This window comes from Shewanella psychrotolerans (assembly GCF_019457595.1).
In the GTDB taxonomy this organism is placed as follows: domain Bacteria; phylum Pseudomonadota; class Gammaproteobacteria; order Enterobacterales; family Shewanellaceae; genus Shewanella; species Shewanella psychrotolerans.
The window spans coordinates 431,441-445,279 of sequence record NZ_CP080419.1 but is presented as its reverse complement, the minus strand read 5'-3'; the positions used below and the strand labels follow the sequence as shown (position 1 = coordinate 445,279).

The 13,839-nt window shown below is 46.2% G+C and carries 5 protein-coding genes, 3 tRNA genes and 4 rRNA genes; 1 reads left to right on the top strand and 11 read right to left on the bottom strand.

Going from position 1 to position 13,839, the window contains the following annotated elements; genetic code table 11:
- Nucleotides 1-67 precede the first annotated feature (67 nt).
- From csrD to K0I62_RS01990, 11 genes are all read right to left on the bottom strand, one after another.
- On the bottom strand, nucleotides 68-1,978 hold the full coding sequence (gene csrD, locus K0I62_RS02040; protein WP_220069897.1) for an RNase E specificity factor CsrD: 1,911 nt from the start codon (nucleotides 1,976-1,978) through the stop codon (nucleotides 68-70).
- Nucleotides 1,979-2,087: 109 nt separating this feature from the next.
- Nucleotides 2,088-3,156, bottom strand: a protein-coding gene (locus tag K0I62_RS02035; protein WP_220068015.1) for an IS630 family transposase whose coding sequence is annotated in 2 segments (ribosomal slippage) — nucleotides 2,088-2,661 and nucleotides 2,660-3,156 — 1,071 coding nt in all. Because the reading frame shifts where the segments join, the coding sequence is not laid out codon by codon here.
- Nucleotides 3,157-3,315: 159 nt separating this feature from the next.
- Nucleotides 3,316-3,431: ribosomal RNA gene (gene rrf, locus K0I62_RS02030) — 5S ribosomal RNA — on the bottom strand.
- Nucleotides 3,432-3,464: 33 nt separating this feature from the next.
- Nucleotides 3,465-3,540: transfer RNA gene (locus K0I62_RS02025), tRNA-Thr, on the bottom strand.
- A gap of 83 nt (nucleotides 3,541-3,623) precedes the next feature.
- Nucleotides 3,624-3,739, bottom strand: a 5S ribosomal RNA gene (gene rrf / locus K0I62_RS02020).
- A 122-nt stretch (nucleotides 3,740-3,861) separates the two neighbouring features.
- Nucleotides 3,862-6,755: ribosomal RNA gene (locus K0I62_RS02015) — 23S ribosomal RNA — on the bottom strand.
- A 347-nt stretch (nucleotides 6,756-7,102) separates the two neighbouring features.
- Nucleotides 7,103-7,178: transfer RNA gene (locus tag K0I62_RS02010), tRNA-Ala, on the bottom strand.
- Between the two features lie 135 nt (nucleotides 7,179-7,313).
- A tRNA-Ile gene (locus K0I62_RS02005) sits at nucleotides 7,314-7,390 on the bottom strand.
- Between the two features lie 127 nt (nucleotides 7,391-7,517).
- Nucleotides 7,518-9,060, bottom strand: a 16S ribosomal RNA gene (locus tag K0I62_RS02000).
- The 16S, 23S and 5S rRNA genes sit together here with 3 tRNA genes alongside, the layout of an rRNA operon.
- Before the next feature lie 614 nt (nucleotides 9,061-9,674).
- A complete protein-coding gene (gene secA, locus K0I62_RS01995; RefSeq protein WP_220069896.1) occupies nucleotides 9,675-12,398 on the bottom strand; it encodes a preprotein translocase subunit SecA in 2,724 nt (907 codons plus the stop codon).
- A gap of 60 nt (nucleotides 12,399-12,458) precedes the next feature.
- On the bottom strand, nucleotides 12,459-13,358 hold the full coding sequence (locus K0I62_RS01990) for a M23 family metallopeptidase (protein ID WP_220069895.1): 900 nt from the start codon (nucleotides 13,356-13,358) through the stop codon (nucleotides 12,459-12,461).
- Between the two features lie 27 nt (nucleotides 13,359-13,385).
- Between K0I62_RS01990 and K0I62_RS01985 the strand changes: the two genes are divergently transcribed.
- Nucleotides 13,386-13,838 (top strand): DUF721 domain-containing protein, encoded by a 453-nt coding sequence (locus K0I62_RS01985; protein WP_220069894.1) that lies wholly within the window; start codon nucleotides 13,386-13,388, stop codon nucleotides 13,836-13,838.
- The last annotated feature ends 1 nt before the right edge of the window (nucleotide 13,839 follow it).

Below are 13,839 nucleotides of genomic sequence, written 5' to 3'. Positions count from 1 at the left end.
CTTTAACTGCGAGGTTGCAACCAAAAGGCAGCAAACCAGCCTCAATAACAACAGAAAAATAACGAGATTAAACTTCCTCCATCGGCTCGCTAAAGAGACTTCCCTGGCCTGCACTCACCCCTAAAATTTTCAATGTTTGCCACTCTTCAAATGACTCAATACCTTCGGCAAAAAACTGTACTTCGGAGCGATACAATCCCCCGATAATACTCCTTACAAACAGTTGATTTTCCTGACGTAGATGAATTTGTCTCACGATTGAACGATGCAGCTTAATGATATCGATTTTGCAGGCTTGAATATATTCCATACTCACCACTTGTTGACCCACTCGATCGACACACAAACTAGCCCCCATCTTGCTGATCATGTCCAAAGGCGGCCTTAATTTATCAATATTATGAACCAAGATATCTTCGTTCACCTCAAAAATAAGTTTCGAAGCGAGGTGGCGGTATTCGAGTAAAGTGGTTTTTAACCAGCGAATAAACGCGCGGCTAGTTAAGGTATCTAAACTTAAGTTGATACTGTATCTAGCATCAGGATTAGCATTACTCACCAGTAGATCAAACAGCACGGCCTCAATCACCTGACGCTCTATCTGCGGAGTCAAACCACACTTTATCGCCATTGGTAAAAACAGCGTCGCACGCACCAGTCCACCACTGTTATCTCGAAGCCGGCAAGAGATCTCTTTGTGATGTTCGAGGCCATCGCTATCCATTACTGGTTGGGAGAAAGCAACAACCCGTTTGTTTACCAAGGCATATTCTAAAAAGCTACGCCAACGTACAGTGCCTCGAGCAAATTCTCCATCCACAGCGCCTTTATCATACATAAACCAACTACTATTGCCTTGGAATTGGGCAGCCCTCAAAGCCATCTCAGCTTCTTCGAGCAACTGCTCTTTACTCTCTCCCACCTTGAAATACGCCAATCCGATATGAAAAAAATCATTTTGGTTGATAACCCCATCTAGAGGTTGAGCTAAGCAGACTTTTAATAATTTAGCAGCAAGCTTTTCCACATCAGCTAACGAAATCTGCGGCACAACAATCGCAAACTGATTATAAGAGCGACGGGAGAATATACTGTTCGCTTGAGTATCAAGTAACTTGCTTATCCCGCTAATCGTTTGACTGAGCAGTTCATGGATCATCTCTTCACTCATCTCCTGCTGAAGTAGGTCAAGATCTTCCATCTCTAACAAAAGCAGCACTCCAGGCGCCATCATGCCCTCACCATTACTTAAGGCGTCGAGTCGGTTCTTTAAAAATAAACGGTTACCTATTCCAGTCTCAGGATCAAGAAAAGTATTAGAGCGAATAAACTGATCGAAGCGGGCACGTTGTTTTTGGGCATCCTCAAGTTCGAGTAATAGCTGTGTCAATGCACGATTAATCAAGCGTGGTCGACCGTGGCCGCTTTCAGCGAGAGCTTTATCATAATCCCCCGACAAAATAAGATGACTGCGCTTGGCGAGCTCTTCGACCCCCTCAAGCTGCTGAGCTAACCAAGTATGGCCCCAGCGCACAAACAACCATATGGCCGCGACACCGAAGAGAAAAATCAGCATACCATGCCAACTTACATTATTAAGTACAAAGGGCTGCGGTAAACTGATATTAAATGTTAATGCCAGAGGCTCGCTTACTACTCGTTCGTAATTCACTAAACTGGTTTCATCATCGGAATTTTCATACTGATAAACCACTTCACCATTACGAGTTAACAAAAAATGCTGAGCCTTATAGGCAGAGAGTATTTGCGGTAACCAAATATCGAGGTGTTTTAATTGATGCTGCTGTTGATGCTGCAGTAACATCAACTCAAATTCGGACATCTGGTGTTGTTGAAATTTATAGGTTAGCTGAACAAAACTGACCAAAGCGATAAATAAAAAGATAAACGCTACAGCAGCTAAAGATAGCAGCCAAAAAGCGGTTAATTTTTTAGTCAGTATTTCAGTGATTTTCATTTCCGCTTCCTGCAGGATTATTATTATCGATAGAATAGCTATTCTACAGCGCTATAAACAACATACAAATAAACACTATTGTTCATGTCTGAAATAATACCATTCCATCTTAATACTTAGTCATTATTGCCCACTCTCTACGACATAAAGACATCACTCTTTTCGTATCGCTAATGAAGTTGTTCCAAGCATCAGAGCAGGCTGCAACGATATCATCGTATCCTTGAAAGCTGCGATTAGCTAAATGATGCTGCCGTAACCAACTCCATACTTGCTCTATCGGATTTAGTTCAGGGGAGTATGGCGGTAATTTGATGATGCTAAGGTTGTTAAACTCATCTGCGAGATCTGCTGTATGCCAACCTGCACCATCCATGACAACAACGGCATGCCTACCTGGTTTTGTCCTTTGTGCTATCAGTGATAGATGCTGACGCATGACGTCTTTGCTTAGGTAAGGAACGATCATCGCTTCAGTATCGCCTGTTTGCGGACAAACAGCGCCAAAGAAATGCGCATATTCGAACTGTTGCTGGCGTATAGCGCGAGGACGAGTGCCTTTTCTTGCCCATAAACGTGTGGTCGTGTTTTGCTGCCCGAAGCGGGCCTCATCTTGAAACCAGATATCAACTCGCTCAAGCGCCACACTACCAGGGATGTTAAGGATCGTTTCCAGTTGGAACTTTTTTAAAAGCCTCTTGGACTTCTATTGATTGCTTAGGATGTTTTGAACGACTCGTTATCCAACTAAAACCTAATTGTTCCAGTAATTTGTAAATCGCGTTTGGATGGTAATCAACATTAAAGTGATATTTGACATATTTTAGGATCGCATCACCTGTCAGTCTTCCACCTGAATCACTCGAGCATTGTTCCTCTATGTAGGCACTGAGTTGCTGCTTTTGACTTGAGGTTAAGTAGCTATCACGTCCCTTATTTTTCTTAGCATCCAACCCTTTGATACCGTTGGCAAGATACTTAGCTACCCAAGCGTTGACGCTAGCGCGGGCAACTTTGAGCCTCAAGGCGACATCAGTACGATTATTTCCCTCGAGGAAGAGAGCGACGGCAAGTAATCGCATACGTTTACGAGGTTCTTTTTCTGCTCTAGATAAAGCTAAAAGCTCTTCGGCACTATAAGTTTTCAATTTGGAATACGGGTTAAGGTTGGTGCGCATATTAGATCATAGATCATTACTAATTGGTATAATACCAATTAGTATAAAGATGGAATCGTATAAGTTCGAGAGGTAAGCGCTGATGTTATTTAAAGGCCCAAACGCAAAAAAGCCACCTTATTCAGGTGGCTTTCGCTACTCTTTATGAGTAAATTAGGCGTCTGGAAATGACCTACTCTCACATGGGGAGACCCCACACTACCATCGGCGCGATTGCGTTTCACTTCTGAGTTCGGGATGGGATCAGGTGGTGCCACAATGCTATGGTTTCCAGACAAATTTTGTTAACACTAAATGTGTTTTAATCATGGTGCTGATACCCAGAATCGAACTGGGGACCTCATCCTTACCAAGGATGCGCTCTACCGACTGAGCCATATCAGCACAAAACTGTTAAATAACTATGCGTCTTACTCTAAATGCGCTTGGTTATTTTGCTTATACCATAAAGGTTAAGCGAAATTAGTGTCTGGAAATGACCTACTCTCACATGGGGAGACCCCACACTACCATCGGCGCGATTGCGTTTCACTTCTGAGTTCGGGATGGGATCAGGTGGGACCACAATGCTATGGTTTCCAGACAAATTTGGAAATTTAGAAAGCTGCACTCTTTATTCAAGAGTTAATTTGAGTCCGCACTTCAATCAAGTACTTGTATTCTTCTGATTCAGTAACCATTGCTTACGAAACCCTTTTGGGTTGTATGGTTAAGCCTCACGGGTCATTAGTACAAGTTAGCTCAACGCCTCACAACGCTTACACACCTTGCCTATCAACGTAGTAGTCTCCTACGGCCCTTTAGAGGACTTAAAGTCCTAGGGATGACTCATCTTAGGGCTCGCTTCCCGCTTAGATGCTTTCAGCGGTTATCGATTCCGAACGTAGCTACCGGGCAATGCCATTGGCATGACAACCCGAACACCAGCGGTTCGTCCACTCCGGTCCTCTCGTACTAGGAGCAGCTCCCTTCAATCATCCAACGCCCACGGCAGATAGGGACCGAACTGTCTCACGACGTTCTGAACCCAGCTCGCGTACCACTTTAAATGGCGAACAGCCATACCCTTGGGACCGACTTCAGCCCCAGGATGTGATGAGCCGACATCGAGGTGCCAAACACCGCCGTCGATATGAACTCTTGGGCGGTATCAGCCTGTTATCCCCGGAGTACCTTTTATCCGTTGAGCGATGGCCCTTCCATTCAGAACCACCGGATCACTATGACCTACTTTCGTACCTGCTCGACGTGTATGTCTCGCAGTTAAGCTGGCTTATGCCATTGCACTAACCGTACGATGTCCGACCGTACTTAGCCAACCTTCGTGCTCCTCCGTTACTCTTTGGGAGGAGACCGCCCCAGTCAAACTACCCACCAGGCACTGTCCTCAACCCCGATTCAGGGGCCAGAGTTAGAACATCAACACTACAAGGGTGGTATTTCAAGGTTGACTCCACAAGAACTGGCGTTCCTGCTTCTAAGTCTCCCACCTATCCTACACATGTAGGGTCAATGTTCAGTGCCAAGCTATAGTAAAGGTTCACGGGGTCTTTCCGTCTAGCCGCGGGTATACGGCATCTTCACCGCAATTTCAACTTCACTGAGTCTCGGCTGGAGACAGCGTGGCCATCATTACGCCATTCGTGCAGGTCGGAACTTACCCGACAAGGAATTTCGCTACCTTAGGACCGTTATAGTTACGGCCGCCGTTTACCGGGGCTTCGATCATGAGCTTCTCCGAAGATAACCCAATCAATTAACCTTCCGGCACCGGGCAGGCGTCACACCGTATACTTCCTCTTGCGAGTTTGCACAGTGCTGTGTTTTTGATAAACAGTTGCAGCCACCTGGTATCTGCGACTCCCGTCAGCTTAGAGAGCAAGTCTCATCACCAACAGGAGCGTACCTTCTCCCGAAGTTACGGTACCATTTTGCCTAGTTCCTTCAGCCGAGTTCTCTCAAGCGCCTTGGTATTCTCTACCCAACCACCTGTGTCGGTTTGGGGTACGATTCCTGCTAACCTGAAGCTTAGAAGATTTTCCTGGAAGCATGGCATCAACTACTTCAGTTCCGTAGAACCTCGTCATCAACTCTCAGTGTATGTGCACCCGGATTTGCCTAAGTGCACCACCTACTGCCTTAAACGCGGACAACCAACGCCGCGCTAGCCTAGCCTTCTCCGTCTCTCCATCGCAGTTAGCAGAAGTACAGGAATATTAACCTGTTTCCCATCGACTACGCCTTTCGGCCTCGCCTTAGGGGTCGACTCACCCTGCCCTGATTAACATTGGACAGGAACCCTTGGTCTTTCGGCGTGGGGGTTTTTCACCCCCATTATCGTTACTCATGTCAGCATTCGCACTTCTGATACCTCCAGCGTGGGTTACCCCTTCACCTTCAACGGCTTACAGAACGCTCCTCTACCGCACTAGCGCAAGCGCTAGTACCCATAGCTTCGGTGTATTGCTTAGCCCCGTTAAATCTTCCGCGCAGGCCGACTCGACTAGTGAGCTATTACGCTTTCTTTAAATGATGGCTGCTTCTAAGCCAACATCCTAGCTGTCTAAGCCTTCCCACATCGTTTCCCACTTAGCAATAACTTTGGGACCTTAGCTGATGGTCTGGGTTGTTTCCCTTTTCACGACGGACGTTAGCACCCGCCGTGTGTCTCCCGAGTAGTACTCATTGGTATTCGGAGTTTGCAAAGGGTTGGTAAGTCGGGATGACCCCCTAGCCTTAACAGTGCTCTACCCCCAATGGTATTCGCTCGAGGCGCTACCTAAATAGCTTTCGAGGAGAACCAGATATCTCCCGGTTTGATTGGCCTTTCACCCCCAGCCACAAGTCATCACCGCATTTTTCAACATACGTGTGTTCGGTCCTCCAGTTGATGTTACTCAACCTTCAACCTGCCCATGGCTAGATCACCGGGTTTCGGGTCTACACCTTGCAACTAAACGCGCAGTTAACACTCGGTTTCCCTACGGCTCCGCTATTCGCTTAACCTCGCTACAAAATGTAAGTCGCTGACCCATTATACAAAAGGTACGCAGTCACGGTCTCAAGAACCGCTCCCACTGCTTGTACGTATACGGTTTCAGGTTCTATTTCACTCCCCTCACAGGGGTTCTTTTCGCCTTTCCCTCACGGTACTGGTTCACTATCGGTCAGTCAGGAGTATTTAGCCTTGGAGGATGGTCCCCCCATGTTCAGACAAGATGTCACGTGTCCCGTCCTACTCGTTTTCACGTAAAGTTAGTTTTCATGTACGGGGCTATCACCCTGTGCCGCTGTGCTTTCCAACACATTCCACTAACACCCTCTACGCTTAAGGGCTAATCCCCGTTCGCTCGCCGCTACTAGGGGAATCTCGGTTGATTTCTTTTCCTGAGGGTACTTAGATGTTTCAGTTCCCCTCGTTCGCCTCATTAAGCTATGTATTCACTTAATGATGACAGCTTATGCTGCCGGGTTTCCCCATTCGGACATCGTTAGCTCAAATGCTTGTTACTAGCTCGCCAACGCTTTTCGCAAGTTACTACGTCCTTCATCGCCTCTGACTGCCAAGGCATCCACCGTATACGCTTAGTCACTTAACCATACAACCCAAATGAGTTTCATAAACTAATGTCTACAAATCACATCCTATCCAAGCGGGTAAGCTCGGACGTTGTATCGTAACTAATGGTGTTTACTTTCGCCAAAAGAATACTCATGAATCATCATCCTAATTAAAGGTAATGATTCGGCACTTGATTTAAGTGTTTGAGAACTCAATTTTAATTTTCGCGTCAATGCTACAAACCATAACCACCTACAATGTAAGTAATTACAGTCCCTTTCACATCAACACTATCAGCTTTCCAAATTTTTAAAGAGCGGGCTTAAAAAAGCCAAAGATAAATTTTTCATTTATCTTTGGCATCTCTATCCATGTGCAAGTAAATGGTGGAGCTATGCGGGATCGAACCGCAGACCTCCTGCGTGCAAGGCAGGCGCTCTCCCAGCTGAGCTATAGCCCCATTTACATGCAGTCAAACAAATATATCGAATGCCAAATAATTTTGGCGAAGCCAAATCGAGTTTAGTCAAGGCAACTTGTTGCGACGTTTAGTTCACTAAACGAGTAACAAGTTAACGTAGAATAAACGAAGATTTGGTGGGTCAGAGTGGACTTGAACCACCGACCTCACCCTTATCAGGGGTGCGCTCTAACCAGCTGAGCTACAGACCCATTCTTTTTGGTTATTTAATTCTTACTGAATTAAATCCCTCAAAAATTATCTTTCGATATTTTTGCTCTTTCTTTCTATCAAGTAATCTGTGTGAACACTCAACAAACATTAAGTTAGTCGTATAGGTAAGGAGGTGATCCAGCCCCAGGTTCCCCTAGGGCTACCTTGTTACGACTTCACCCCAGTCATGAACCACACCGTGGTAAACGCCCTCCCGAAGGTTAAGCTATCTACTTCTGGTGCAGCCCACTCCCATGGTGTGACGGGCGGTGTGTACAAGGCCCGGGAACGTATTCACCGTGGCATTCTGATCCACGATTACTAGCGATTCCGACTTCATGGAGTCGAGTTGCAGACTCCAATCCGGACTACGACAAGCTTTGTGAGATTAGCTCCACCTCGCGGCTTTGCAACCCTCTGTACTTGCCATTGTAGCACGTGTGTAGCCCTACTCGTAAGGGCCATGATGACTTGACGTCGTCCCCACCTTCCTCCGGTTTATCACCGGCAGTCTCCCTAAAGTTCCCACCATTACGTGCTGGCAAATAAGGATAAGGGTTGCGCTCGTTGCGGGACTTAACCCAACATTTCACAACACGAGCTGACGACAGCCATGCAGCACCTGTCTCACAGTTCCCGAAGGCACTAAGGTATCTCTACCAAATTCTGTGGATGTCAAGAGTAGGTAAGGTTCTTCGCGTTGCATCGAATTAAACCACATGCTCCACCGCTTGTGCGGGCCCCCGTCAATTCATTTGAGTTTTAACCTTGCGGCCGTACTCCCCAGGCGGTCTACTTAATGCGTTAGCTTGAGAACCCAGTGTTCAAGACACCAAATTCCGAGTAGACATCGTTTACGGCGTGGACTACCAGGGTATCTAATCCTGTTTGCTCCCCACGCTTTCGTACATGAGCGTCAGTCTTTGTCCAGGGGGCCGCCTTCGCCACCGGTATTCCTTCAGATCTCTACGCATTTCACCGCTACACCTGAAATTCTACCCCCCTCTACAAGACTCTAGTCTGCCAGTTCGAAATGCAGTTCCCAGGTTGAGCCCGGGGCTTTCACATCTCGCTTAACAAACCGCCTGCGTACGCTTTACGCCCAGTAATTCCGATTAACGCTTGGACCCCTCGTATTACCGCGGCTGCTGGCACGAAGTTAGCCGGTCCTTCTTCTGCGAGTAACGTCACACCTAAACGCTATTAACGCTTAAGCTTTCCTCCTCGCTGAAAGTGCTTTACAACCCGAAGGCCTTCTTCACACACGCGGCATGGCTGCATCAGGCTTGCGCCCATTGTGCAATATTCCCCACTGCTGCCTCCCGTAGGAGTCTGGGCCGTGTCTCAGTCCCAGTGTGGCTGATCATCCTCTCAGAACAGCTAGGGATCGTCGCCTTGGTGAGCCATTACCTCACCAACTAGCTAATCCCACCTAGGTACATCCAATCGCAGAAGGCCCGAAGGTCCCCTCTTTTCCCCCGTAGGGCGTATGCGGTATTAGCAGTCGTTTCCAACTGTTATCCCCCTCGACTGGGCAGTTCCCTAGGCATTACTCACCCGTCCGCCGCTCGTCAGCAAATTAGCAAGCTAATTCCTGTTACCGCTCGACTTGCATGTGTTAGGCCTGCCGCCAGCGTTCAATCTGAGCCATGATCAAACTCTTCAATTAAAGTTTTGTTGAAGCTAAAAGCTTCGGCTCAATGAATTCTGATTCCACATTAAAGACTCGGAAGAATCTCTAACATGTTGTACATATTGCTATGAACACTCATCTTACATTGAGTAAAATTTTTGATTGCTTTACATCCGAAGACAGAAAAGCAATTTCGAATAACTCAACACCTGCGAGTGTCCACACAGATTACTTGATAAATTGTTAAAGAGCGTTAGCACATCTCGGTAGTTCCAAGTGGCTAGGGCTGCGTATTCTACGCATTCCCGTGTTCGCGTCAAGCAGTTTTTGAAAACTTTTTGATGCGGCACTTTTCAGTGCCTGAACACCTTGTAAGCTAGGTTTATTAACTTAGCAACTTAGTGTTTCGACTTGTCTCTGCGAGCTTTGCCGTGTCAGTGGATGCGCATTATAGGGAGTTCTTGGATGGGCGCAAGTGCTTTTTCAATAAAAATCAGACTTTTTTCGATCTTTTTAGATAGTCACACCATACACACCATTTACCCCCAAAGTTATCCACAAACATAGGCTTTGGAGGCCATTTGAGCCTACGCCAAGATCAAAAAAGCCATCCTAAGGATGGCTTTTTCTATTATAGGTAAACTAACGAATTAACTTAGCTTGCCGTGACACTGCTTATACTTGCGACCCGAACCACATGGGCATGGGTCATTACGGCCAACCTTCTCACCGTCACGGACAACTGGTTGTGTCGCTGCAAGTGCTTGCGCCTCTTCAGCACCGACTAATGCCTCGGCTTCTTCATGTTGATAATCAAGACGGATCTTAGCTTCTTCTTGGCGACGACGCTCTTCCATCTCTTCAACATCAGACTGAGCCTGAACCTGTACCTTTGACAAGACGCTAATCACATCATGCTTTAAGGTATCAAGCATTTGTTGGAAAAGTTCAAACGATTCACGCTTGTACTCTTGCTTAGGGTTCTTCTGCGCATAGCCACGTAAGTGAATACCTTGACGTAGGTGATCCATCGCTGCTAAATGCTCTTTCCACAGACCGTCAAGAGTTTGCAGCATTACTGCTTTTTCAAATTGACGTAGTACTTGAGCACCGACCATCTCTTCTTTTGCCTTATATGCCTTAGCCCACATATCGACAATACGTTCACGAAGTGTTTCTTCATGAAGATCTTCTTCTTTATCTAGCCATTCTTGAACAGGCATCTTCAATGCGTACTCTTGCTCAAGACGAGTCTCTAAGCCAGCAATATCCCATAACTCTTCGACAGATTGTGGTGGAACATACTGGTCGATAAGACTGTTCACCACATCGGCTTGGATATTAACGATAGTATCTTGAATGCTTTCTGCATCCATGAGTTCATTACGCTGAGCATAAACCACTTGTCGTTGATCATTAGCGACATCATCGAATTCAAGTAATTGCTTACGAATATCGAAGTTACGTGCTTCTACTTTACGTTGGGCATTTTCAATGGCGCGAGAAACCCAAGGATGCTCAATCGCTTCCCCTTTTTCCATACCTAGCTTCTTCATCATCGAAGATACGCGATCTGAAGCAAAGATACGCATTAAGCTATCTTCCATAGATAGGTAGAAACGTGAAGAACCCGCATCACCTTGACGACCCGAACGACCACGTAGCTGGTTATCGATACGACGAGACTCGTGACGCTCGGTACCGAGAATATGTAAACCACCGGCCGCAACAACTTCGTCATGGCGGATCTGCCAATCGGCTTTTATCTTGGCTTTTTGCTCCGCTGTGGGGTTATCGAGTTGTTCGATCTCCATATTCCAGTTACCACCAAGCACGATATCCGTACCACGACCCGCCATGTTAGTTGCAATGGTTACCGCACCAATACGACCCGCTTGTGCCACAATTTCGGCTTCACGCTCATGGAACTTAGCATTAAGTACTTCATGGGGGATCTTCGCTTTCTTTAATAGGCTATTAAGCAGTTCAGATTGTTCAATGGATACGGTACCGACAAGCACTGGCTGACCACGTTCACGACAGCCGATAATATCTTTGATAATGGCGTCGTATTTCTCTTCAGCAGTCAGGTAAACCAAGTCAGCATTATCTTTACGAACCATTGGACGGTTAGTTGGGATAACGACTGTATCTAGGCCATAAATATGCTGGAACTCAAACGCTTCAGTATCTGCTGTACCCGTCATACCCGCGAGTTTTTCATACTGACGGAAAAAGTTCTGGAAGGTGATCGATGCCAATGTCTGGTTTTCATTTTGAATATGAACGCCCTCTTTAGCTTCGACTGCTTGATGCAAGCCTTCCGACCAGCGACGACCTGGCATAGTACGACCAGTATGCTCATCGACAATGATCACTTCATTATCTTGCACGATATAGTCAACATCTTTTTCGAATAGGGTATGCGCACGTAATGCGGCATTAACGTGATGCAGTAACGAGATGTTTGCAGCAGAGTAAAGAGAATCGCCTTCGGCTAACATGCCGCGCTCAGTCAATAACACTTCAACTTTCTCTTGACCACGTTCGGTCATATGAACTTGCTTGGCTTTCTCGTCAACCGAGTAATCACCTTCACCGATCTCTTCCTCTGTATCCTCTTTCTCTTGACGGATAAGATGAGGGATAAGCGTGTTGATCTTAATGTAAAGTTCAGAGCTGTCTTCGGCGGCTCCCGAAATAATAAGCGGTGTACGAGCTTCATCGATAAGAATCGAATCGACCTCATCGATCAAGGCGTAGTGAAGCGGACGTTGTACACGTTCAGCTGGCGAAAACGCCATATTGTCACGCAGGTAATCGAAACCAAACTCATTGTTAGTACCGTAGGTAATATCAGCGTCGTAAGCCATTTTCTTTTCGGCTTGCCCTAAACCTGCAACGTTAATACCGACAGTCATGCCAAGAAATTCAAACAGTGGGCGGTTATTTTCAGCATCGCGGCGTGCGAGATAATCGTTCACGGTAATGACGTGAACCCCTTTGCCTGTTAGGGCATTAAGGTAAGCTGGTAGCGTTGCGGTTAATGTCTTACCTTCACCAGTACGCATCTCTGCGATACGGTTACTATCGAGCACCATACCACCGAGTAACTGCACATCGAAATGACGCATCTCGAATACACGCTTAGATGCTTCACGCACCACAGCGAATGCTTCAGGCATAACATCGTCTAGTGACTGACCTGATTCGATACGGGCCTTAAAATCTGCCGTCTTCGCTTTGAGCTCATCATCTGAGAGCTTCTCAAAGTCAGACTCGAGAGCGTTAATCTTAGTGACAATCTTACCGAGTGTTTTAAGGGTGCGATCGTTACGACTACCAAATATTTTTGTCAGTAATTTACCAAACATCTGAACCACTTTTTATGTTATTGGCTGACTCTCTACAGAGTCTAAAAGCCTATTTTAAGTTTAACCTGCCTTGCGGTAGACATATTTTTGTGGGTCTATCTGCTGCCCACCACGCAACACTTCATAATGCACATGGGGGCCAGTTGAACGCCCTGTGCTTCCCATTTTGGCAATACTCTCGCCTTTTGCGACCACATCACCTATAGCTACTAACAAAGACTTATTGTGCCCATAACGAGTACGTAGACCATTGCCATGATCAATTTCAACCAACTCGCCATATCCAAACATATTGCCTGACCAAGTCACGACACCACCAGCGGTAGCCACAACATCGGTCCCCTCTTTTCCGGCAAAATCGATACCTTTATGCATCGTTCTTCTACCGTTAAAAGGATCATTACGTAAACCATAGGGGGAAGATAACCAACCTTTCTGGATGGGACGCCCCGATATATAACGCTCATCATCTATATGGAGATTAGATGTCACTGTTTCAAGTAGTGATAATTGAACATTATTGTTATCTATTCGTGACACTAGCCTATCCATATCTTGAATAAGCTGATCGAGTTCGATATTGCTGCCCAGTTCACTCAGGCCGCCAACACCGACTTCAGAAGAGAAATCGAATTGATCTTCGAGTTTGTAATCTTTAGCAACTTGCTGGCCAAGCGCCTCTAAACGAGCCACTTTCGCTTGCATACGGGCGACATGAGTCACCAACATTGCCAATTGGGATTCGGTAGCACCTTTTAACTCGATGAGTTGATGCTTTTGATCTTCGCGCGCAACACGCTCGTTATCCACGCTCGTTTGTTGCTGCTCAAGTTGTTTTGCATTGTGTTGATAAACCCCTGTTCCTGCAGCAATTAGCAAAACAGGGAGTAACAACCAACGCTTTCCAGGTTGCCAGCGCGTGGCACCATTTCGACCCTGAATAAAAACTGTTACACTCATAGCCTAATTAAGCCATTTTATTATGTTATGAAAAAGCCCCCGCAGGATCTCAGTCAGCTACTACATCAGCAAGGTCAATTACCTTCCATTGCTGAAAAAGCAGAACTATTACTTCACTTGGATCACTATGTGAAACAGGTGATAACTGGTCCTGTCACGGAACATCTAAAAGTTGCCAATTTCCGTCAAGGTGTGCTCGTTATCGAAACCACCACTGCAGCATGGGCTGCACGAATTAATTTTCAAAAGCCCAAAATGTTACAACAGTTACAAGTCGAAACGCTTCCCATGCTGTCCGCTATTGAGGTTAAAGTCAACCCAGGCCTGAATATGTATGCAACAAAATCAAAGCCGGCTCACAACCAAATAAGCGAAACTGCTGCAGCCCATATACAGGCGCTTGCAGAACATACAGAAGGTTCTTTAGGACAAAAACTAAAACGGCTGGCTGCTTTAGCCAGCCGTTCAAGGCAATCCTAAT

Excerpts from the sequence above, each read along its gene's own strand:
- K0I62_RS01985 (WP_220069894.1), top strand. The coding sequence starts at position 13,386 with ATGAAAAAGCCCCCGCAGGATCTCAGTCAGCTACTACATCAGCAAGGT.
- K0I62_RS01990 (WP_220069895.1), bottom strand. The coding sequence starts at position 13,358 with ATGAGTGTAACAGTTTTTATTCAGGGTCGAAATGGTGCCACGCGCTGG.
- csrD (WP_220069897.1), bottom strand. The coding sequence starts at position 1,978 with ATGAAAATCACTGAAATACTGACTAAAAAATTAACCGCTTTTTGGCTG.
- secA (WP_220069896.1), bottom strand. The coding sequence starts at position 12,398 with ATGTTTGGTAAATTACTGACAAAAATATTTGGTAGTCGTAACGATCGC.